This is a genomic window from Chitinophaga sp. 01L420 (assembly GCF_056399985.1).
This window is the reverse complement of record NZ_JBFTSK010000094.1, coordinates 1-22,713: the sequence shown is the minus strand read 5'-3', so window position 1 is coordinate 22,713 and position 22,713 is coordinate 1. Positions and strand designations below refer to the sequence as shown.

Genomic DNA, 22,713 nt, shown 5'->3' with positions numbered 1-22,713 from the left:
GTATCACCCTGCATAACTTCAATAGCGGTCACTTTACGCCGTGGATTGTCTTTTATTTCACACAAAGTCAAATGATTGATAACCGCAATTTCATCCCCAGGAGCACAGGGCGCAAATCCATAAGTTTGCCCCTGCATGAATCGCAACTGCAATCTATTATCCGCAGGTTTTCCTACAACGCCAATATTTATTCCATGGTAATTTATTCCATCATCTCCAGCTCCGGAAATATTACAGGAATCAATTAAAATCTGACCACGACAATTGGCAAAGTGAAACACATCCATACTTGCTGGAGTTACCCGGTATGTATTTATTGGTGGAACAATGTTAACCCGTCTAAAGCTAAGATTCTCTGTAAACTGACTAACGAATGACATATTAGTCACTGCATTAATTTCACAGTCATAAAACAAAATATTCTTGCTGCGAGCATTATGAAAGCTCAGCAAATCATGGAGGATGTGCCGAAAGCCGTAAGATTTTCCTTTTTCTAAAACGCAGTTATTTTTTGCATAAATAAGGCGTACTTTCCCTTTTTCAATATCACTTGCAGTAGCAGCATCAAATGGAGACCATTGATCGAGCCGTTTGGACTTCCTTGTTTCTAAATCGGCTTCCTGTGCCATAGTCCAACCATAACCTAAATCGCCTGTCCACTCAAACTTCCCATTTTTAATCTCATAAGTAGATCCTTCTGCGACCTGAATAATCGCTTCTTCAGCACTTGCCTGCAAAACCATAATTTCAGAAACTGACGGACGTTTAAGGTCAAATACCAAATGTTCATAAGAGATATCTTCTGATAAGTGATTGATGACATTAACCATCCGTTCAGGCCCGCTCATTATAATACTTGTTTTACCTTCTCCCCTAACGCCACCACCATGAATGTGTACATACTTTGCCCCTTCTATTAAAATACCACAAGGCTTTGGTGTGAATGTATAATCAGAAGTGTTAGAAATATACCATATACGCCGTAAGGACTTTGGAGAAGTGAATTGATGTTTACCAGGCAAAAATTTAATATCAATTGGCTCTTTCGATGTTCCTACGCCAAACGGCATTAATGTTTGCTCATGTATACCAGGTGCTATGACAATTTTATCACCTGGTGCTAGTCTCAAAGCGTTTACATTAGCGAACGATTTCCATGCGGAGGAGCTTTTAGTACCTATGTTTTGATCACTACCTGTTACCGGGTTGACAAAATAAGTTGTATGTCCGACTGACCGCACACGCCTAGACGAGTCGGGGTAAGGAGTTTTTGCTACCTCCCTCATTCTTGTCCACTCAATTGCAGTTTGCCCATAACCTTGCTGCACAATTAGAAAAGAGATTAATACTATTATTATGCTTAAGCGACCTTTGTCCATTGTTTGCTTTTTAATATATTTCCTACTTTTTTAAAAAAACCTTGATTTGATAAATACAACCCAATTTTTTTAGCAACTTCCACACATTTATTCTCTGCTCTCCATTTTACTTTCCGGATATTGAGTCCAACTTTACTATCTTTTGGTGATTTATCTATGTTCCTTTGCAAGTTTATATCTTGTCTTTATAAAGTGACCCAAGATCGTTTCTAATCCAGCAACGGGCAACTAACATTTTGACATCTATTGATACTATTTTTGCTCTGCTTAATAATGGGATCAAGTTAATTTTTGAGAGATAGAATAACATCTGGGGGATAGCATTTTCATTACGCACACTTTCACTCATACACACTGCTTTTAAAATTATTGGGGCTACTTATTTATTCGAAAATAATTAAAAGTTCAAAAAAACCTCTACCCCATCAAATTTTAAATAGGTTAACCAGCTTTCCGACTTCGGAGGGAAAGCGCTAAAAAGCAGGTTGTGATACAACCTGACATCTTGCCGCCGCAAAGCAGGTGAGCGAAAAGATCGGTTGTGATACAATCGAACATCTGGCGGGTTCCGGCGAAGCAGGGAATTGTTATAAAATATTATTCGGGCATCATTAAATACCAACGAAATTCTTACCCACAAAAAAGGAAGCTGTGGCTTCCCCAACTGTCTGAGTCAATTACCCCTTTTTAGATTCAAATTTATATACCAAAGCCCTACCCGACAATTGGTTGGCAAAAATTCATCTTTAACAATTTATGTTTAAAAAAATATCCATTTTACTTTTATAATGTGAAAATTTGTATTAATATGCAGACATTAAAGATGTTCTCCCGGTTAACCCAGCTAAATTTGGAATAGGCCTCAAAACATCCATGAACCCATTTATCGTAACCTTAATTTCAGCCGACGTGCATAAGAAGACGCTCTCACGTGCCATAATCTTGGCAGGTTTAATGATGGTATTTTACTCTTGTGGTAAACAAGAAAATACCAATAGTGAATTACATCCAATAAAATCTAATTCTCAAAAACAATTAATTCAATCAGTTCAGGAATTTTATCAATCCTCAGCACACGCTCCGTTAAAAGTTGAATGGGATAAACCGTTTATTTCACAGGACAAAAAAAGAATTTCATTTCCCTTGATTTGGGCTGCTACTTTTGAAACAAAGGAAAATGCTTACCGAAGGCTAATAATAACTAAAGATGATAAGGGCCAAATGACGGGGTGGAACTGCTACCTTTGTGTGGACATATAGTTAAGCTCTTTCCTTAACTTTGATTACAATGAGTAAAAAAGAAAGAAGGGGTTATGATAAATCCTTCAAATTGATGGCAGTAGAATTGCACAGAAGTGGCAAGCCAGCCGTAACTGTAGCAAAAGAATTGGGGATAGACGTAGGAATGCTTCGTCGCTGGACCAGAGAGTTCAGTATGCATGATACCCGTAGTTTTCCTGGTAATGGGAAACAGGATCTGACGCCGGAGCAGAAGGAAATCCAAGCTCTTAAGAAAGCACTGCAGGAAGCGGAAATGGAAAATCGGATACTAAAAAAGGCAGTGAGCATTTTCTCCAGGGAAGACAACAAATATTCAGGTTCGTAAAGGACCATCAGGCAGAATTTGATGTCGAGAAGATGTGCAAAGTGTTCAAAGTAAGCCGTAGTGGTTATTATGCCTGGTCTACGAGAAAACCATCAAAACTTTGCATGGACAAGCAAGTGCTTTGCAAAGAAGTTGAAGATATCTACCACAAAAGCAAAGGCAGATATGGCAGCCCAAAAATAGTTGCAGAACTTAGGTCTATGGGATTGCGTGCCTCCAGACCGAGAGTGGCCAGAATCATGAAGGACAAAGGGTTTCGCAGTATTATTACAGGTAAGTTCAAAGTATGCACTACAGATTCCAACCATACACTGGAAGTGTCTGCCAATATCCTCAATAGAGAATTCACTGCCACGGCACCATCAGAAAAATGGGTTTCTGATCTGACTTACATTCGGACAAAAAACGGATGGCTTTACTTAACAGCAATCATGGACCTGTTTGACAGAAGGATTGTTGGATGGTCAATGAGTACAGGTATGACAGCCAGGGAGACTATTGTTACTGCCTGGAATATGGCGATTATAAATAGATCCGTGGCTCCAAATATGGTTTTTCACTCAGACAGAGGTGTACAGTATGCCAGTGAGGAGTTCAGAGATCTGCTAAAAGGCAACTCGGTACAACAGAGTATGAGTAGAAAGGGCAACTGTTGGGATAACGCAGTAATGGAGAATTTCTTCAAGATCCTTAAATCAGAAACCGGGCACCATACAGTATATGATTCAATAGATGTCGCAAAAAAAGAGCTGTTTGAGTTCATCGAAATATGGTACAACAGGCAGCGAAGACATTCAATATTAGGGTATTTACAGCCCGAAGAATTTAGTAAATCTATTCTAAAAAAAGCAGCTTAATAAGTTGTCCATTTTTTTGTTGCAAATCCAGGGAGGGTGATGGAAGTAATACCAACTGTCGCCTACTTTAATACCCATAAGCAAGGAATAGATGTGACCAATTTTGAGGGAACTTTCGGTTTGTTTAACATGGAGATGAAATTTCAATATGGTGAATACTACGAGCAAGGTATTAGAAAGCATAGAAGCGAAATCAAGCGATTTGAATCCAAATCTGCTTATAATCTGGCTCCTAAACCTGAAGACTGTTATTCTGCACAAACTTCTTACTTCGAAAACGGAACATTAGTGGTTATAGCACATTACTGGTGCACCAACTCGGGTGGATTCGGCAATGAAATCGGAGGAAGCCCTGACCCAAATGATTCTCCACTTAAAGGAAAGGAAGATCATCCTGATCCAGAATGGGATGGAGGTGGGGGAGTAAATAATGCCAACCTACCTCCAACGATTACAGATATAAGGAGAGATCAGGTACACAACCCTTGCCTTTCCTCCGCACTTGACCTTGCATTATCCAGGGGATTAAGGAACGAAATCACAAATACATTTAATGAACTATTCTCTGGAGTAGATGGAATTACACTTACCTTTCTAGATGGGCCACTTCCAAAACCAACCGCCGGAACCACCGTGGATGTTGGCCGGTTTGATATAGAAATAACACTGGATAATACAACTTTGCCCAAATATGCTCAGGAAGAAATAGTTGCTACAATTTTGCATGAAGCGATACATGCAATGTATGATGCAAAAGGATTAGAATCTGGCGCAAGCAAATTTACTTTTTCTGAGTATATTCAACACAATCTTATGGCTGATAAGTATGTATCTAAAATAGCTGCAGCCTTGCAAGAAATTTTCCCTGGACTCCAGGATTATGATGCAAAAGCAATTGCATGGGGCGGTTTGCAAAAAACCGCATCTTGGAATGCCTTAAACCCAACTGATGCCAATAACCTTCTCTTAGCAGCGGAGCAGTATAACGATAAACACAAAAAAGGCACTCGTTGCAAATAGTTGTCTTGTTTCTTTAAAACTATAAATATTCCTTAATGATTAATTTAAARTTTTCCCATCTTTTATTTCTTGTGCTATCTCTAAGCGCTTTTACTACCAAAACTGTTCTGGGGCAGAAAAATTTACTGGGCAACAAAGAGCAACAAAAATTAATAAAAATAATTTCCAGAAATATAGAATACCCTACAAATTTCAAAGAAAGTAAAAAGGCGATAGCCTTTTCCTTAAAATTTGTTTTGTCAGAAAAAAATAAAGTTGCTCAGATTTTAAGTTCTGAAGAAGCCCCTGCTGAAATGGTTAATAACTTAACTGAAATGAAAACTTACGATACTATTGACTGGACTGAAATTATTAGCCATAAGATAGATAAAGGCACTAATTTAATTATTCCAATTACAGTTACTCCTGATGATAATGTCGAAGGATTACCCAATTTTACATTAGATGAATTGAATCGTCTATTTAAATATGATAATGCAGATGCTCCTGCTATTTCACTCTCTTTTATAATGCAACCCTTGTCTCTGCAATATCGAGAGGCTAAAAAATAGTCATAATTCAGACAAATTTTATCAAAGGACAAGTGCCGGTTATACCAGTACTTGTCCTTTGATAGTGTAACATGACTGAAAATAGTACGTGAATTAATAAGGCTCCCCAATATTAAATATGCGAGGATATATTTCAAATTCAGCAAACAATCCTAAATTTGTAAAGATAGTTCCGCTCTTTGTAAAGCCTCGTAAACTCTACCGCCCTACTCAATCATTATAGAGTAAATTATAGAGCAAAAAAAGAAGACCCGCATCAAGTGCAGGTCTTCAAACTCTCCAGTGATCCCCTTGGGATTTCCGATCTATTTCTTAGTCTTACTCCGGAATACTTAAACCGCACCTAACACGCTGGTTATTAAGCATTCTACAACAGCGAATCGCGTTTCTACTTCTTACCTTTATTCGGGTTGGCCCCACTTTAATAGACTAAAAAATAGACTCGTTATGCTGTTACCCCTTAAATTAGTGTGCAAAAGTAGCAAGATTCGGCGCGATGGTACAAGCCTCATTTTCATCCAGTATTGTTATAACTCCGACAAAAGAACATTGCTAAGCACTGAAATTGCAATTCCTCCTGCTTACTGGAAAAGATCCCGGATCACCGCAAACCTACCAAAGGACTATGGGAATTACGAAGAACTTAATAAAAGGCTGAAAACCTTATTACGGTTGGTCGAAGATGTTATATCCCATGCGCTGCAAGAAAAAATAATAGACGTCTTGACCTTCGTTAAAAGTACATTCAAACCAGACCTTAACCCGGAAAGCCTTGCCCCTAAAGCCCAGGAAACGGCAAACAAGCAGCCGGAAACAAATCTGGACTTCTACTTTCAGATAGATGATTATATAAAGTGCAAGACTAACAAGGTTACACCTGGCATGCTGCGGGTTTATAAAAACATGAAAGACCACCTGCAAGCGTTTCAGGATTATAGGAAGGCCGTCATCACTTTCAATTCCCTTGATTTTAATTTCTATGAAGGTCTGGTTGATTTTCTGACATTTGAATATATCCAGCGTAGAAGGAAAACCGTTATAAAGGGCCTTAAGACGGCAACTGTAGGCAAAACAATTAAACAGTTACGTATATTCATCCGGGATAGAGTACGCCGTAAAATCATCCCTCCTATTGATTTATCAGACTTCAAGATACTGAATGAAGAGTCAGACGCTATTTACCTTTCATGGAAGGAAATAAACCAGATATATAATACTGACCTGACAAATTACCCCTACCTCCTGCCCTACCGGGATTTATTTGTTTTGGGATGCCTTACCGGCCTTAGATTCTCTGACTTCTCCAATATCAAGCCGCAAGATATACGGGCCGGTATGCTCCATAAAAAACAGGAAAAATCAGATCATTGGGTAGTGATCCCTCTAATGAGTACAGCCAATGATATACTTATAAACCGTTTCAAAAAGGCAGTTCCTATTGTGAACAATCCGGATTTCAATGTAAATATTAAAGAAATTGGCCGACTGGCGGGCATTTGCGAAACCGTCAAGTTTTCATATAAAAAAGGGAATAAGGATATTGAAGTCATAAAGCCTAAATATGGCTGGATCACATCCCACACCTGCCGCCGGTCATTCTGCACCAATGAATTTCTAGAGGGAACACCGGTAGAACTGATTATGAAAATCAGTGGGCATAAGAGTTTGCAGGACTTCTACAAATACATACGTATTAGCCCAGAAGAAGCTGGAAAGAAAATAAAAGAAATATGGGAAAATAGGAGCAATTCTACGATGGTTCTTTCAGCTCGATAGAATTTGCGTTGCAACAACACTCTTATTACAGTAATATATTGAGCCTTAATATAAATCCAGTAAGGCACAAAAAAATTTGGTAATTAGGTTTAATCGGCCTAATTTTTAAATCATGAAAAAAGTTGTTACGGTAGATCAAATCAGTCGCTTAGCTGTCAATAAGATTGAAAACATTACATGTTTCAATAATATTATTATAGTAAATGATGATAGCTCTCAACCTGAAAGATTAATATGGTTTTTGAAAACATTAACTGAGTATGAATCACATCAGTTGTTAGCGGTTTCTGACCATAAGGGTTCAATATCCTTTTTATGGGATAATGTTCCCCCTGATTATAGGGAGATAGATGATATTGAAATCCCAGATGGTGACATATGGTCTGTTTATAAAAATTATGAGCTTACCTATGACAACATAATGAAAGAATATGACAAAGGGCAATAACTAATTGGAACAACGGCGCAAGAGAAATCAAGCGCCGTTGTTATTCAATTCAATTACAGCGTCTAAATATTTACTTTTCAGTATCCTCAAAAATGGAAGCAAATAGTTTCTTTGTAACTACCTCTCCTATCTCGCGGATCTTCTGCTTTTCGGCATTGCTCAATGCAGGTGTCAACTTACCATCAACGCGCCTGTCAATACCTCGCATCTTCCTATAGAACGTAGGAGTGCTATAATTACATTCCTCGCAAACTTGTTCCCTGAAAATTACGGGCAGCTTAGAAAACTCTGAATGCAGAGCGAGTAACATGTTTATTGGTTGTTTATTAGTACTCATAAAGCGTATTTAATTGGTTATTGGAGCTTTTCGCTATTTTAATCCGGTTTTCTATATCTAAAGAATGAAGGGTCAAGAAAAATGTCCTAAAGTAATTACCGACAATTGCCGCTATTGTGCCATCTATTCCCTTATCCCCGTCAACCAATGCTTCGATATACTGATCCAAAGCAGCTTCCAATTCGTGCAATTCAAGCCCAGATGCAAAACTCGACAATTCATACAAATCACTTTCCAGCCCAATTATTAGCTCTTTAGTTAAATCCTCAATATTTCCGCGTATCAGTGCATCCCGAACATTAAAGGCCGCGACAGTATTTGCACTGAACAAAGCATAAAACATCATAAAATCAGCGCGCTGATCAGCTGACCAGTCATCAGCTGCGTTACTGCCAATAACTGACGATAGCTCGTACTCTAATAGCTCAACAAAGCCAGCTGACGTGCCACAAGGCGTAATTTGATTCAAGATTGTTAATAGATTCTCCATGATTTTCATTTTTTAATAATGTTTAAAGAATAGAACAGATTAATCAGTTTTAAATAATCTGGTCCGTTATATTGATAATCAAAGATTGATCATAACAATGTAATAATCAAGTAATTACAATGGTTATTAATCCGTTTTCAAGCATAATTAAGCAACTTATTTATTCAAAAAGTTGTGTATCTTACCATACAGACAATACATTATATTTGTACAATGATTGATTCTATTATGCAGAACAAAGTACACGAAGGAAGAAACCTTAAACGTATCCGGGAAATTCTCGGTAAAAAGCAGGACGCCATTGCAATTGAACTTGGTGATGATTGGACACAAAAGAAAATCTCACTTTTGGAATCCAAAGAAGTGATCGAGCCTGAAATACTTGAGCAAGTGTCTAAAGTTCTTGGTGTGACCCCTGAAGCTATTAAAAACTTTAATGAGGAAGCCGCCATTAATATTATCGGCAATACTGTCAATAATCATGATAATGCAGCCGTTGTTAACTATTACCCGTCATTTAATCCGGTTGATAAAGTGATGGAGTTATATGAGCGAATGCTCAACAGCGAAAAAGAAAAAAATGAGCTACTTGAAAAACTGCTGAACGAAAAGCAGGGAAAGCATAAGCAAGCCCGCGGCAGCGATCCGCGTAATAACAACAGCGGCTCATCGGATTCCCCTTCTAACCACCCGTTTTTGTACCCGTTTCTGACTGTTTTCTTGTATCAATTTCTGTAGTCCAGCTACGGAAAACTTGCGATCTATCTTACTTCCTTTAAAGCAATAGGCACCCTTTTTAAAACTGATTCCCTGCAATTCTGTGGTTCCCGATTTATACTTATACTGTATGTCTATTCCTAGTTTCATCAGGCTATCGGCTAGTCCTGAGAGGCTTCGGGCATGGGGTAATTTACTCTGAATTGCGTGATAAATATCATAACGAATAGCTTCTTCTGTATTTAAAGATTCCAGATTTGTTAGGGTTAAAACTTTCTTTTCAGCGGGAATTAATTGATACTTCTCTGTTAATTCTTGTGCCGCTTTTTTCCCTCGCCAGCCTATCCAGTTATCGCGGATAGCCTTCCTCTTGTTCCCAACAAAATTGGCTATTATGTGCAGATGCAGGTGTTTTTTATCCGTATGTTTGGCTATTGCGAACTGAGTATCGGACATGCCAATCTTTTCAAGATACTCCTTTGCTATCGTCACCAATGATTCATCTGTTAAAGATTCCCCCGGATAAAAACTAAGAATGCCGTGAAAAACTGCCTTCTTCTTGTGTGGAAGATCGCCCCTTTGGGTTTCAAAATCATGGGCCATTAAACGATAATTATAGTCTCTCACGCCCTCAGCATCTAGTACAGTCGCCCTGCCTTCATCTTCACAAATATACCGGCAGCAGCCATAAAAACTGCTGCCGGTAATCACTTTACTAATCATTTGTCAACCGATTAATTAGTTCATCAAATTGTTTCCGGTACTGCTCAAAAAGAAGCATAGCTGTTAACAAACTGTTCTGGTGAGCTACTTTTGCCATTTGATTAATGTTAGAAGCCATACCAATTAACTGTCTTACCATCTGTCTTTCATCTTCGTTTTGCCGTGCTTTAACTTGGCCCAACAGGGCCATTATTCGCAGATACATAGTGAAGGTTAAGCCTGCGTTAGCGGCTTTTTCCTTCACTGAAGCATATTCGGCCTCAGTGAATCTGAGGCTGAATTGCTTCTCTTTTCGAACGGCTTTAGCCGGTCGACCACCTTTACTCTTAGGTCTTTGCTCTGATCTCTCCATCTGATCTCCGATTTAATCTCCGCTGCATTTCCCCTTTGCGACCACCGGGAGCGAAGGGGCGAGCGGTTTTTGCGAAGCAAAAACACCGCTCGCTAACGGAGCGAAGATCCGTTCGACCTCCGCAACCGGATGGCAAAGCCAGCCGGTTTATCTCCGCATACAGGTAGCGTGGCTGCCTGTATGATCTCCCCGAACTGGTGGCAAAGCCGCCGGTTCTATCTCCGCAGGACAGATAGCAACGCTGTCTGCCTGGTCCTCGCAAACGAGCAGCGAAGCTGAACGTTTAATCTTTGCTGTCTTGTTCGGGCTGTAAAAGTTTCTGTATGTCATTCCAGAGAAAAAATACACGGGATTCGATTTTGTACCGCTTTAGCCTCCCATGCCTGATCCATTGGTAAATGGTGGGTTTGGTAACTTGAAATAGTTTACAGACTTCTGCAAGCTTAAAAAGGGGCTTATAGATCAATCCGGGTGTTTCATAAAGTGGTTGAGCGGGCTTGCTTCTTTCTACATTTGTAACTTCTTCCCGGATAATGAGCCTAATCCGTTGCCAGTACTGGTCGGGGTCAAAGGGAAACAACATGGGGGTTACAGCTTTTTCATTTTGCACATTTTCTTTCATACACTTACTGTTTTAGGCGACAAACATACGCCTATGGGCAAGTTGAAAAAAACTAAGTATACTTAAGGCTAGGTGTTAACACAAAAAAGGAGCTTTATGCCCCTTTCAATTTCATTTCCAATCCATCCAGCAGCTTAATAGCTGGAGAGTGGCCCAATTTCTCAAAGTAGACCTTTGCAACGGATATGGCTTTTACTATTTCTGCTCGCTCTTTTGGGGTAAGAGTTTTGGGGTGAATAACCCTGCGAAGATTTTCTTTAATGCTGTCAGTATCCACACCAGTTAATCTGTTTATCATCTGAGCGGATAACGCATCACTAGCAATCCTTTCGACACCTGCGGTCTTGAATAAAGCATAAAGAGTGACAGTAAGTGTCGGAATTTTAGATTGGGTTTTAGCACTCTTTGTTTGGAGTATTTCAATCTGCGTCCTTTTGTGATTTGCGATCAAGGTTTCCAACTGCGGAAGAAAGGCTGATGAAAAAAAAGGTAAATAGATGCAAAAGTAGGCTACCCCAAAACTTATTATGCCCATTATGCATAGTACAGATAAGTAAAGCAAACTAAAATAAGCGTTAAATGGCAAAATGATAAGTAGTGCAATGCCTAACAATGATAGGAAGTGATAAAGCACATGCCTATACCAATAATGGGCGATTAGCTTACTTCGTGTGCCTTCAATATTCCAATTGGGAATAGTTGCTCTCCGCTCTTTATGAATTGTACGCAGTAGTAGCTGGTTATAGCCTACATTATTGGGGAGATCAAAAGTGGCAAAGGATGCCAAACGCCGCAATTTCTTTTTCATAACACAAATCCTTTGCTATGAAAATACAGAATAAATAGCTCCCTGTCAAAAAATGCCTACTCAAGTACATAGGATTAATGAGATATAGTCCCCAGAGGAAGCCGAGTAAAACACTCGACTTCGCCTAAATCCTTCCTCTGAGAAGCTAAAACAGCTTTTCTAATCATCCTTTCTCATTTGATCAGCAAAATATTTTGCGGCATCCACCCCTCCATATTCAGTAAAGTAGCTATCCATAATTGCAAGAAAAGTACTTTTGGCCTCGGGCCCCTTAATACCCAAAACAACATGTGTAACATCAGATTGAACTACTAACATTGCACCACTCCTCTTACAACTAAATTTACCATGTTGACACTCCCCCGAAACGGCATGATATAAATCCCATGCACTGTCCTCATCAGCTATATCCCCATAGGATTCAATCCAATCTTTAAAATCAAATATCATATTCATAAAAAAAGAAATATAAAATATTATTATCAAATATCACATCTTCCATATCATCACAGAAACAAAGTTCGCATTTAAAAACCAAATTCACAAATAAGAAATATTTTTTTATACCGAGAACAATGTTTATATTTGTGAAGTAATAGGCAAGTTAACATAGCTTAACTAGTCATTAGTCACTAAACCCGACATGATATGCAAATCAAATTTTTTAAATCATGCGAATTTTGGCCCGACCAATCATTAATGAATTTGGCTCAAAACACTTACTAGCTATTAATCCACTAAATAGTTGGTGGGAGAAAATAAGACAGGCTAAATGTGAGAATTTTAATGACCTGAAAAATGTTTTTAATTCTGTGGATTATATTCAGGATCATAGATATGTGTTTAATATAGGCGGTAACAACTATAGACTCGTAGCAATGATACATTTTAAATCCCAGGCATTATACATAAGAGCAATACTCACTCACTCGGAGTATGACGAACACAATAAGAATGGTACTTTAATTTCACTTTAAGGGACTGTTATTGTGAATTATAAGGACAATATTATAATGCTCTGAAATAGAAGAAGCAAAACTTGATAATTTATCGAAAGCAATTGAGGCATGGGAAAATAAAAATTACCCCATGCCTTTAAAACCTGAATTTAAAGCTATCCTTGTTTATCTAATGCAAACAAAAGGCATTAATCAAACCCAGCTATCCTCGCAATTAGATGTTTCAAAATCTTATATTTCAGAAATACTAAATGGCAGAAAAGAGCCTAATATCAGCCTATTAAAGATATTACATAGTCGTTTTCAAATTGATGGAAATCTTTTAATAGAAAGCCTTTGACTAATTTGACTAAATGGAAAGTTTCAAAAAAATGTTTGAAATCTAATTACTTTTCATTCATTAATGTAATGTAAATAAGCCTCAAATGAAACAATCGAATGATTGAAAAACTAATTACGGATATCGCATTTGATAATATCAAGCTTTCACAAGCAACACAATAAGGATTTATTATACTGTTTAGTCGAAGAATAATACGCAGGAATAATTTGTTATAGCTTTCATTTAGAAGACGATTAAATATGCAAAAGATACCAACCGTCACAAGTTCATTCTAGCCCTCCCATATTCGAAACATTACTTAAATTACAAATAATTTACACGTTATATCGCATAAATCAAAATCATAATGGTTAGGGCTTATACATTAAACATTACCGAAGTACAGGAAAATTTTGAAACCTGGATATCTCAGTCTTTTATACCAGAAAATTTAAAGGTAGACTTACGAAAAGCGCAGATATTGTTGACACCCACAATTGGCTTTCGTGAACAGCCGCTACCAACTTTTCCTGTTGGAACTGAAGTCACTCTAGCATTTTTAAAAAAGAATTTGCCAAATAACATTAGCGTTGACATTTGCATTGATGATAAAGATTATGCAGAGCTTGGTCTGTATAGTAATTGGAAAATGATTGGTGCATTTGTTGTTAGTAGCTTGGTCGCGCCAATATTTGTGGATGTCCTGTCAGATTTAATAAAAAAGGCCTTTATTGAAGAAGAAAAACAACCTGTTATACAAATAAATACTATAGAAACTACCACTCCAAATTTGAAAAATGACGCCCCTCATAAACCAGATTCAGTCCCCAAATCTCAAGTTAGAAGCAAAGCTCCTGCAAAGCACTTCGAAAAGCCCAAATTGAAATTTTCCCTTACTATTGTCGATTCTACTGGCAAATCAATTAAATTAGATTACGAAGGCCCGGTCGAACATGTCCATGAAGTACGGGAAGAAATCCAGAAAATTATTAGAAATGAGAATTAATCTGTTAAAAAAAGAACTTAGTGAATTAGGACGCAAACAATTCAATTTTGAAAGAATTTTACAGGAACTAGATAAGGATAAAAAAAACTCAGTAAAAAGAAATCTTCAACATAGGGCTAAGGAAATTTGGAAATTGGAACAAATTATATTAGCGCATAAAAAATACCTGGAGGTATATTCTTTAATTAGAACGCGCGAATTTTACAATGCATGGTGTCTTTTGGAAAGAATCCAAATATTACTTGCCTCCCTCAAAAAGCATCTTGATTTCGACAACAACAAATACAAATTATTTTTTATAGAAAAAGCAGTTAAAAACTTACAAGTACTTTTCCCCTACCGACTTTTCTCAAGTGCAGAAATAATCAAAAAAGTAAAGGAATGCAACATTTGCGGAAGCAAAATATCTATTCGAAATCCTTGTGGGCATATAGTTGGAGAAATTTATAACGGTCAAATGTGCTGCCGCATAGTGACCGACGCAGAGATTATTGGGATAGCAATGGTAACAAATCCGGTAAACAAATTTGCCGTTGCCTTTCCAGTAGACAAGCATACTAAAGAAAAATACGATAATTATAATTACGAATTATTAAATTACTATATTGAGCTAAGCTTAGATCCTTATAGTTTTTGGAACCTAGAACTCCACGAGAGATACATTCCGCATGAAAATTATCCTAACTTTTTAGCAACTAACTTTTGCCCATGCGGCTCTGAAGAGAAATATGAAAATTGTTGTCTCCTTCAAAAAGGAGTAAAGGATTATCATTATGAATTCAAAATAATGGAGAATCACGCCCAAAAACTGATGTCTATAAATCCTAACATACGCAATGATAATATCCCTAAATAATTTCGAAATAGCAGTCATTGATGAAATAAATTATATACTTACAATTCAATATTGATGAAAGAGAATATTATTGAATTTCTCCGCAAAAAAGATTATAAATTTATAAGATATATAGGACAAGGGGGTACAGGGAAAACAATCTTACTGGAAGATGAGCTTATAAACGAACGCTTTGTTTGTAAAAAATATTCCCCATATTATATCGAGCATCAAGAAACTTACTTCAAAAACTTCGTCGATGAAATTAAGCTTTTGCACTTACTTTATCACCCTAATGTTGTGCGAGTTTTTAACTATTACCTTTATCCCGAAAAATTAACAGGTTATATTATAATGGAATACATTGATGGGGAAGACATCTATGAGTATGTAAAAAATAATCCAGATAGATTAAATGATATTTTTGTTCAAACGATTAGAGGATTTAGACATTTAGAAGAAAATAAAATTTTGCATCGAGACATTCGGCCGGGAAACATAATGGTGACGAACGATGGGATTGTAAAGATTATAGATTTCGGATTTGGAAAAAGGATAGACTTTAACTCTAATTTTTATAATAGCGTTTCGATAAATTGGAATTATACAATACCAAGGGATTTTGAAACAAAAACATATAACTATAAAACTGAGATTTATTTTATCGCCAAACTTTTTGAAGAAATCATCCAGATAAATAATCTGAATGCCTTTCCATATATGAATATTTTGCAGGAGATGCTACATGTTAACCCCGACGAGAGAATAACTTCATTATTTGAAATAGAGCGGAAAATAATTGAGAATGAGCAATCAACTATGATTTTCTCCAACAGCGAAACGTCTATTTACTTGAACTTCGCTAATGCTATAAATGGATTATATACAAAAATAGAAGAAAACTCTCAATACCATAAAGACATAGACTATATAATTACTTCATTAGATAACTGCTACAAAAATTCAGTTCTTGAATATACTGTTCAAAACCCATTGTCACTTACTCGTTGCTTCATTGACGGAACTTACTTTTATAGTAAGAAAGTACACGTTTCGGTTTCCTATTTAAAAGATTTTATACAATTGCTAAAAACAAGTAGTACTGACAAGACCAAAGTCATAATTAATAACTTATGGCAGAGGCTTGATGCAATTCCTCGATATAGCCCGCCTGATGAAGGTGATCTTCCTTTCTAAAAAACATCTGATTAGATAAAGATCTAAAAGCGGAACCAAAATCCAAGTTTACAGTAAAATCTATATTTTTGTATAGATACGTCAACCCAAATAAAAGTAAGTAAACACGAACAGCGCAATCGCACTTTGATAGACTAACAAATAGACCAAAAACAAAAAGCCTGCGCTTAGCGCAGGCTTTGAAACTCTCCAGTGATCCCCTTGGGACTCGAACCCAAGACCCATACATTAAAAGTGTATTGCTCTACCAACTGAGCTAGGGAATCCGCTACCACCCTCATTGTTAAGGGGATGCAAAAATAGGAATTATCTATTACCAACCAAATTTTTTTTTCAAGAAATAAAAATAACTTCCTACCTATATGAAAAAGTACTACCTATTATTCGCCGTAGCATTGCTCCTCTATGCCTGCCAATCCACCAGAACAAGTTACTCCTATTCCCGCGGAGCAGATGGCCAGCTCAAAGTACAGGAACATACGGAAAACACCGGATATGAAATCCCCTGGAAAGCCAAAAAGAAAAAGAGCGCTATTCAGCCTACCATTACTTTCGTAGAATCGGTAAAAGAATATCGCCGCACCTTTCATCATTTTCCACAGGACCTCTGGAATCTGCAAAATATGAACGACAGAAGCAGAAATGCTTTTAAGGATATGAAAGAGCTGGGGTTTACAGATCTGCAACTACACTATGTATACCTCGACTCTTTTGTAGTGGCATTCGTACATACACCGGTATACAATGCGCCAACGAAAAGCGGGAGGAGGACCATATCAGGATCTGACGTAAATGGCAAATTTATTTTTACCTATAACCCAAAGGATTCATCTTTCCTGTACGTCAAGACACTCGATTAGTCAGGGCCTGCAATGCTGCCATATCTACGAGACTTCTCTGTGGTAAAACAAGTGAGCAAGCCTTATTACCAGCTACCCAGCTAACGGCTTTGTATTGCATAAAGTGAACGAAGGTGGAAATCAGGAAATCACCATTGCGTTCAACAGATTTTACATCAAATAATTCCAGGTCGGTGGTGAAGCCTGTCCGCAATACCTTAGAAAGGGCCTCCCGGGCTGTCCAGAGCAGGAACTGCTGCTCATCAGTACTATAGGGCAGCGATGCCATTAAACGCATTTCTGCGGGCGTTACAGGGGGTAAAAAGCGACTGCCGTCTATTGCTTCTATGTCCACCGCCATAGGGTGCGCTTCAGGGAAAACAACCGCCATAGCGCTACCGTCGCTATGCGTAATACTTACCTGCAAATTGCTGTGACCAGGACAACTCAATACCGGCTGACCAAATACGCCGGGGCGGATGCGGACGGAGGCAGGCGCAACGCCGGTAAAATCAAAAGCCGCCAGCTTTGCAGCATGGCGGCCTAAATAATAATGATGTTGGGCTACGCCCGTTAACGTCGTACGTTCTTCAGGATGCAAAAAACGGTGCAGCTCCAGCTGCAATGCAGGCAACGACAGAGAAGATACCCCCATCGATGCCGGAAAAGAAACGCCCTCTCTTGTAACCGTTAATGCCAGATGATAACTATTCGTCCATTCCGTCATGGTTGTTGTCTCCTTTTTCAGTTTTACTGCTGTTGGCTACCAGGGTATTAAGACTATTTACCTCTTCCTTGGTAAAATAGCGCCAGGAGCCGGTGGCAAGGTCTTTTGTTGTCATGTTCATGATGCGGGTACGCTTCAATGCTACCACCTCATAGCCCAGCGCTTCACACATCCGGCGGATCTGCCGGTTAAGGCCCTGCGTCAGGATGATACGAAAACGGCTGGCGCCTTCCTGCTGTACAAAACATTTCTGCGTCATCACACCCAGGATGCGAACACCGTTGCGCATAGCTTTCACAAACTCCAGGTCTATCGGCTTATCAACAGTAACAATATATTCTTTCTCATGCTGATTACCTGCCCGCAGAATTTTATTAACGATGTCTCCATCATTCGTTAAAAATATCAGTCCTTCGGAACGTTTGTCCAAACGACCAATCGGGAATATCCGGCTGGAGAAGTTAACGTAGTCAATGATGTTCGTTTTATCCTTCAGGTCCGTGGTACAGGTAATCCCTTTGGGCTTATTCAGCGCAATATACACGGTAGTTTTTTTCTTCTTCAACGGCTCCCCGTCTACTTCTACCACATCTCCGTCTTTTACACGATTGCCTTTGGAAGCGATGTTGTCGTTAATCGTTACTCTACCCTGTTCAATATATTTATCAGCTTCTCTGCGGCTGCAAAAACCGGTTTCACTGATGTATTTGTTAACGCTTATATCCATAATTACCTTTGAAATCAACTGCAAATTACTTAAAACCGGGCAAAAAGTCAGGTAACGTCCAGGCTTCTACTGCACCCGTTTCCAGGTCCATCACTTTCATGGGGTGCAATAATACCCGGCGGCCAAAATAGCTACCGGCCACCCTGCCCTGCTGATGATACCCCTGGATGATATGCCTCGGCTCACCGGTTTTGATGTCCAGCACAAAATCAGCTCCCCAGCGATTCGATTCGGTAGAACTGGCGCTGATGCACACCAGTTCATGATCTTCCGTCACGAGGATATCGCTGCCGAATACGGAGCCGGCATCATCTCCCATTTCGGAGAAGTTCCGCTGCCAGATGGTCTTCAGCTGGTCATCGCAACAAATCAGGATATTTCCTTCTGTCAGCAACAGGTACTGCCGAAGCGCTTCCACGTAAATTACTTTATGCGCCCGGTCCGGGTAAGGCGTCTTTATCAGCGTACCCTCGAAAGTGCTTCCATCTACCTGCAACCAGGCTTTTTTATTTTCCAGCGGGAAATAAAAAATGTTCTGATGCGGGTTAAAGGTGCCATTATACTGGCGGACCTCCGGCTTTAACTCCGCCACAATAGCGCCGGTAGCCAGGTCCACCCAGGCCTGCTTCTGGCTATAGGCTTCCAGTAGCAGGTGACTGCCGCCAGCATTGAAAACAGCATTGTAATACATATGCCGGTCCGTACTATACACCACTTCCTGGGTTGCCAGTCGCATCACCACCAGGTTGGTCACCAGTTTGCGGGAGCCTTTAATCAGGGGAGAATTCAATACCAGGAGCCCCACACCGCTATGCCAGGCCACCACTTCGTAACCCGGATATTGCTCCCATGCCTGCACACGCTGATCAGCGATATGATATACCAACGGCGCCACATTCTTTTCATCATTCCGGGAAAGAAATAATTGCCTGCCTTTATAGTCTGTAATGAGTTTCATTTGTTTTTTTAGAGAGATGAATAACTACTTAGTTCATACTTAGCTGCTGTAATATTGTCGGGTCCTGGATTTCATGGTCCTTTGCCAGCAACAGTACCTTGGAAATCAGCTCTGCAGATTTTGGATCATCATCTACAAAAGGTAAAAATATACGGCCTCTGTGTTGGGAATGTACCGGTAAAACAGACAGGTACTTTCCTGGCAACTGATGCGCTACGGCACTTCCCAGGTGCACGCTGTAATCGCCATGCTTACCTTTGATGCGCGCATGATTACCGCTGATAGTTACGTTATCTACTTTGAATAAACGCAATGTTTCCTGCAGCAATACACTCCGCATTTCAATGGAGCTATGACTCGCTTCCGGATCTACACCACCCACATGCGCCACACTTACTACCAGGTCTATATCCCGCATTACCTCGCTGAAGATCAGTGGCGATATTTGCTCAAACGCCACCGGCTTGCCGGTTTTCAGGTCGTGGAAGATGAGGGTTTCCAATGTAGGAGATTCCACTTCTGCCGGCGAAAACCAATCTGCCATCGCATATATTTTAGCAACAAAACCTTCTCTGTGGAATACCTTCTGCAGGCCTTCTTCATAGTCCACTTTCCATTGCCTGTTCTTCAGCAAAGCGACGGTCTGACTGGGTTGTACCTGGTGACCGGCATAACGGCGCGACACCGATTTCTCTGCCAGCTCATCGGCCAGCGGTACATACAGCTCACGGAATATCTGCTTAAATGGTTGCTGCAACTGCTTTTCAAAGGCATACCGCTGATAGTCGCTCCACACGCCCGCCTTATACAAATCGGAACAATGCGCAATGCGGATGGTATCTGTTTCTGTCAGCGTAAAGGTGGTTCCATCTGCTGCCTGCAATATGCCCGCCTGATAAAAACCGTGTTTCTCTCCGGCCACATAGATCAGCTTTTCCAGGTGCCGGGCTATTACCGGGTGCCCGAAAAGATTTCCCAGCTCAGCAGCCAGGAAGGCATCACCGCGTACCATGGCATCTTCCAGCGATTTCCTCGATCGACTGAACTGTTCCCTTAATATCTTCCTGTAGTCATTTAATTCCTCTACTTTCTTATCTTTTTTATATTTCGGCGGCACCGCTTTCAATGGCTTATCCCCCTTAAAGGCCACCAGGTCTGCCATTCCGGCTTCATCTATGACCAGCCCAATGGTCACATCATCATATTGCACCTGCGTTTCACGCGATAAAATATTTTGCACCTGTTTGGTTTCCATAGCCCAGGCCAAACGAAGCGGATCGGCATAACCGGCATTGCGGGCCAGGTTTTCCATCGCTATCCGGATAGCTAAGGCTTCACTGCTCTGTTTCTGCGCACCAAACTGTTTGCTCTCTTTTTTAAACAACTGCAGGTATTCATAACGCCCCAGCACATCTTTCGAAGCGTTGGCCTTACTCAACGGAATCAGTCCGTACATGCGCAGGTAATCCTGATCACGTTTTTCTTTTATCTTCTGTGTAACTTCTTTTAACTTCAGATCACCAATAATAACGTCAGCGTATAAACGCGCCCTCCGGTGTTCATTACCATCACTGATATATTTGGCCGCATCGTATACTATCTGCCAGCGCTCCTTCCCTATTTCCTTATACGCTTTCTGAAACCACTCCTTATCTACCGCACCTATTTTAAAGTCTGCCAGGTCTACGGCAGAATAACGGGCAATTTCACTTTCAGCTTCTGCATTCTGCTCGGCAGCACCGGATGATTTAGTGTGTGCATGCATCCACCAGATAGCGGAGTCCAATCCTTTCCAGTTGAGGTATTGACTCACGAATTGCTGCCATTGCGGGGCATACACCGCTGCTTCTATCAACTGCGTTTCACCGGCTTTAATCTGCTTCATGGCGGCATTAAATACCTCCTGCGTATCTTCCGGCAACGGGTAACAGTTCTTTAGCAAAGTACTCAGTTGTTGTTGTTTGCTGTAAGCTTCGTTGCCACCGGAATAAATGTATCCCCTGTGCAGCGTCGTTTTCCCCAGCGCTGTCAATATCTCGCTAAAACGATGAACGCCATAGATAATTTTGAGCTGTTGCACCAGCCGCGTAACTGCGGTGGCGGTATCTCCCCGCTTCAGTTCTATATCCAGAAAATGCTCCCGCATCCGTATAAACATAGGCTGCAGGAAAGAGAATTGTTTGAAGTAATCAAATGCATCTTTATGCCGCTTCACGGTGGAAAGAACACGGATATTACCAGCGCTGATAAGTCCCCGATACATTTCACTTTCGCTGATCAGGCCCGCCTGGTAAGCATAACAGAAAGCAGACAACGGCGGTAAACTTTGCGGCACGCTTTCCGCCAAACCGGTAAACTGCCGCCAGTGCTGCAGTTGCCAGGTAGCGTTGATCGCTTCTTTCTCCAGATCATTGGCGTTAATATAATCCAGCAACTTGTTGAACGCAGGTATGCTTTGCCAGCCACCACGGGTATACGGATAATATTTACCGTCCGACTGATACGCCAGTACGGCTGGTGTTAAAGACGCAAAAAGTCGGGTGGTAGCCCCTATGAGGAAAACATTACGCTCTTTGAAARGATGAATCAATCCCAGTGCCTGCAATACCTGCAGCACAGGATTGGACCATTTGTAGGAGTGCGTAGCCCTTATTTCTTCCGGTATCACTACCTCATAAGCGGGATAGTAAGGGGCGGTTAAATCCGCCCAGGTCTGTGTTAACTCCTGTTTATCCAGCATCAGGGAGTTCAGCAGGTAAATATCTCTTGCCTGCCATCCGCTTTCCTGGAACCACTTTTCCCATACCTCAGGCAGGGGGTAAGATGCATACTCTGCCTCTTTGCTTTCAAATACAAAAGTGTAGGGCTTGTTTCTGTTGAAAGTGTTTGCCAGCAATACTTTCGTACGACTGCCATCATACTGCTCTATTTCATATTCATAATCACTATGCTGCTTCAGCAACTCCGACAGCTTTTTCAATGCGACCTGTATATCTGCCACTGGCCTTGAAAAACCAAATTCCCCGTCACGCAAACATTGTGCATAGTAGTCGTCTTTCTTCACCATTGGCGCTACTACGGGCAATATCATTTTCGGATCATATAGTCCATATCCGTTTTCAGCAGTAAAAGAAATGCCTTCATGATCTGCTGATAATTGCGATAATAATATTTCTTCTTTTGGAGAGATACTTTTTCGCTCTTTGAAAGATGCCTGCCAGTTGTTAATTTCTTCTGCCAGCCGATTACTTTTCTTCAGCTGCAAAGCCACGTCCAAACCGGCTAAGCGTTGCTCTGCATCTCCCTGCAGCAATTCCGTATTCACCTGCGCAATCACTGCATCCATCTGGCGTAAAATCAATTCAATTGCTTTACTTCTGCTGCTGGCACTCTTACGCTTCAGCAACTCAGTGAACACTTTCATCTCACCAGGATTGAACTGTTCCTTGCCCAATGC

General features: G+C 40.1%; 25 protein-coding genes and 1 tRNA gene. 14 read left to right on the top strand and 12 right to left on the bottom strand.

Annotation, left to right across the window (positions count from 1 at the left end):
- Positions 1–1,379 (bottom strand): hypothetical protein (locus AC1DP6_RS35970; protein WP_477059222.1); only part of this gene is annotated, 1,379 nt, incomplete at its 3' end.
- An 873-nt stretch (positions 1,380–2,252) separates the two neighbouring features.
- Here AC1DP6_RS35970 and AC1DP6_RS35965 point away from each other — a divergent pair.
- The 7 genes from AC1DP6_RS35965 (at position 2,253) to AC1DP6_RS35935 (ending at position 7,637) form a co-directional block, all read left to right on the top strand.
- Positions 2,253–2,639 carry a hypothetical protein gene (locus AC1DP6_RS35965; protein WP_477059221.1) on the top strand — a complete coding sequence of 129 codons (387 nt, stop codon included), beginning with the start codon at positions 2,253–2,255 and terminating at the stop codon, positions 2,637–2,639.
- A 28-nt stretch (positions 2,640–2,667) separates the two neighbouring features.
- Positions 2,668–2,985: a transposase gene (locus tag AC1DP6_RS35960; RefSeq protein WP_477059220.1), complete on the top strand. Its 318-nt coding sequence runs from the start codon at positions 2,668–2,670 to the stop codon at positions 2,983–2,985.
- On the top strand, positions 2,970–3,842 hold the full coding sequence (locus tag AC1DP6_RS35955) for an IS3 family transposase (protein ID WP_477059223.1): 873 nt from the start codon (positions 2,970–2,972) through the stop codon (positions 3,840–3,842). Before AC1DP6_RS35960 ends, AC1DP6_RS35955 begins: the two co-directional genes overlap by 16 nt.
- A 39-nt stretch (positions 3,843–3,881) precedes the next feature.
- Complete coding sequence (locus tag AC1DP6_RS35950; RefSeq protein ID WP_477059219.1) at positions 3,882–4,862, top strand: hypothetical protein; 981 nt, start codon at positions 3,882–3,884, stop codon at positions 4,860–4,862.
- Positions 4,863–4,897: 35 nt separating this feature from the next.
- A complete protein-coding gene (locus AC1DP6_RS35945; protein ID WP_477059218.1) occupies positions 4,898–5,413 on the top strand; it encodes a hypothetical protein in 516 nt (171 codons plus the stop codon).
- A gap of 447 nt (positions 5,414–5,860) precedes the next feature.
- A complete protein-coding gene (locus AC1DP6_RS35940) occupies positions 5,861–7,189 on the top strand; it encodes a site-specific integrase (RefSeq protein ID WP_477059217.1) in 1,329 nt (442 codons plus the stop codon).
- A gap of 112 nt (positions 7,190–7,301) precedes the next feature.
- Positions 7,302–7,637: a hypothetical protein gene (locus AC1DP6_RS35935; protein WP_477059216.1), complete on the top strand. Its 336-nt coding sequence runs from the start codon at positions 7,302–7,304 to the stop codon at positions 7,635–7,637.
- Positions 7,638–7,963: 326 nt separating this feature from the next.
- Here AC1DP6_RS35935 and AC1DP6_RS35930 read toward each other — a convergent pair whose 3' ends face one another.
- The gene (locus AC1DP6_RS35930) at positions 7,964–8,464 is read right to left on the bottom strand and encodes a hypothetical protein (protein ID WP_477059215.1); all 501 of its coding nucleotides are present in this window, start codon (positions 8,462–8,464) and stop codon (positions 7,964–7,966) included.
- A gap of 213 nt (positions 8,465–8,677) precedes the next feature.
- Here AC1DP6_RS35930 and AC1DP6_RS35925 point away from each other — a divergent pair, with 213 nt between their 5' ends.
- The gene (locus AC1DP6_RS35925; protein ID WP_477059214.1) at positions 8,678–9,202 is read left to right on the top strand and encodes a helix-turn-helix domain-containing protein; all 525 of its coding nucleotides are present in this window, start codon (positions 8,678–8,680) and stop codon (positions 9,200–9,202) included.
- Here AC1DP6_RS35925 and AC1DP6_RS35920 read toward each other — a convergent pair.
- The 5 genes from AC1DP6_RS35920 to AC1DP6_RS35900 form a co-directional block, all read right to left on the bottom strand.
- Complete coding sequence (locus AC1DP6_RS35920; RefSeq protein WP_477059213.1) at positions 9,131–9,904, bottom strand: relaxase/mobilization nuclease domain-containing protein; 774 nt, start codon at positions 9,902–9,904, stop codon at positions 9,131–9,133. The genes AC1DP6_RS35925 and AC1DP6_RS35920 overlap by 72 nt on opposite strands.
- The gene (locus AC1DP6_RS35915) at positions 9,897–10,256 is read right to left on the bottom strand and encodes a plasmid mobilization protein (protein ID WP_477059212.1); all 360 of its coding nucleotides are present in this window, start codon (positions 10,254–10,256) and stop codon (positions 9,897–9,899) included. The genes AC1DP6_RS35920 and AC1DP6_RS35915 overlap by 8 nt, the downstream gene beginning before the upstream one ends.
- 283 nt (positions 10,257–10,539) lie before the next feature.
- Positions 10,540–10,878, bottom strand: a complete 339-nt coding sequence (locus AC1DP6_RS35910) for a helix-turn-helix domain-containing protein (protein ID WP_477059211.1) — start codon at positions 10,876–10,878, stop codon at positions 10,540–10,542.
- 94 nt (positions 10,879–10,972) lie between these two features.
- Positions 10,973–11,686 (bottom strand): hypothetical protein, encoded by a 714-nt coding sequence (locus tag AC1DP6_RS35905; protein WP_477059210.1) that lies wholly within the window; start codon positions 11,684–11,686, stop codon positions 10,973–10,975.
- A 159-nt stretch (positions 11,687–11,845) separates the two neighbouring features.
- The gene (locus AC1DP6_RS35900) at positions 11,846–12,142 is read right to left on the bottom strand and encodes a hypothetical protein (RefSeq protein WP_477059209.1); all 297 of its coding nucleotides are present in this window, start codon (positions 12,140–12,142) and stop codon (positions 11,846–11,848) included.
- A gap of 215 nt (positions 12,143–12,357) precedes the next feature.
- On the opposite strand from AC1DP6_RS35900, the gene AC1DP6_RS35895 reads away from it, so the two are divergent.
- From AC1DP6_RS35895 to AC1DP6_RS35875, 5 genes are all read left to right on the top strand, one after another.
- On the top strand, positions 12,358–12,663 hold the full coding sequence (locus AC1DP6_RS35895) for a type II toxin-antitoxin system HigB family toxin (protein WP_477059208.1): 306 nt from the start codon (positions 12,358–12,360) through the stop codon (positions 12,661–12,663).
- 112 nt (positions 12,664–12,775) lie between these two features.
- A complete protein-coding gene (locus AC1DP6_RS35890) occupies positions 12,776–12,985 on the top strand; it encodes a helix-turn-helix domain-containing protein (protein WP_477059207.1) in 210 nt (69 codons plus the stop codon).
- A gap of 349 nt (positions 12,986–13,334) precedes the next feature.
- The gene (locus tag AC1DP6_RS35885; protein WP_477059206.1) at positions 13,335–13,973 is read left to right on the top strand and encodes a hypothetical protein; all 639 of its coding nucleotides are present in this window, start codon (positions 13,335–13,337) and stop codon (positions 13,971–13,973) included.
- The gene (locus AC1DP6_RS35880; RefSeq protein WP_477059205.1) at positions 13,963–14,829 is read left to right on the top strand and encodes an SEC-C metal-binding domain-containing protein; all 867 of its coding nucleotides are present in this window, start codon (positions 13,963–13,965) and stop codon (positions 14,827–14,829) included. The genes AC1DP6_RS35885 and AC1DP6_RS35880 overlap by 11 nt, the downstream gene beginning before the upstream one ends.
- Positions 14,830–14,883: 54 nt before the next feature.
- Positions 14,884–16,005 (top strand): protein kinase family protein, encoded by a 1,122-nt coding sequence (locus AC1DP6_RS35875; RefSeq protein WP_477059204.1) that lies wholly within the window; start codon positions 14,884–14,886, stop codon positions 16,003–16,005.
- 193 nt (positions 16,006–16,198) lie between these two features.
- Here the strand turns inward: AC1DP6_RS35875 and AC1DP6_RS35870 are convergent.
- Positions 16,199–16,271, bottom strand: a tRNA-Lys gene (locus AC1DP6_RS35870).
- Positions 16,272–16,367: 96 nt separating this feature from the next.
- On the opposite strand from AC1DP6_RS35870, the gene AC1DP6_RS35865 reads away from it, so the two are divergent.
- Positions 16,368–16,865, top strand: coding sequence for a hypothetical protein (locus tag AC1DP6_RS35865; RefSeq protein ID WP_477059203.1), 498 nt, complete (start codon positions 16,368–16,370; stop codon positions 16,863–16,865).
- On the opposite strand, the gene AC1DP6_RS35860 is transcribed toward AC1DP6_RS35865, so the two are convergent.
- From AC1DP6_RS35860 to AC1DP6_RS35845, 4 genes are all read right to left on the bottom strand, one after another.
- Positions 16,849–17,571: a 4'-phosphopantetheinyl transferase family protein gene (locus tag AC1DP6_RS35860; protein WP_477059202.1), complete on the bottom strand. Its 723-nt coding sequence runs from the start codon at positions 17,569–17,571 to the stop codon at positions 16,849–16,851. The genes AC1DP6_RS35865 and AC1DP6_RS35860 overlap by 17 nt on opposite strands.
- On the bottom strand, positions 17,552–18,298 hold the full coding sequence (rluF, locus tag AC1DP6_RS35855) for a 23S rRNA pseudouridine(2604) synthase RluF (protein ID WP_134643266.1): 747 nt from the start codon (positions 18,296–18,298) through the stop codon (positions 17,552–17,554). Before rluF ends, AC1DP6_RS35860 begins: the two co-directional genes overlap by 20 nt.
- A 25-nt stretch (positions 18,299–18,323) precedes the next feature.
- The gene (locus AC1DP6_RS35850) at positions 18,324–19,256 is read right to left on the bottom strand and encodes a hypothetical protein (RefSeq protein WP_477059201.1); all 933 of its coding nucleotides are present in this window, start codon (positions 19,254–19,256) and stop codon (positions 18,324–18,326) included.
- Between the two features lie 28 nt (positions 19,257–19,284).
- The coding region (locus tag AC1DP6_RS35845) for a DUF5724 domain-containing protein (protein WP_477059200.1) at positions 19,285–22,713 on the bottom strand (3,429 nt) is incomplete at its 5' end.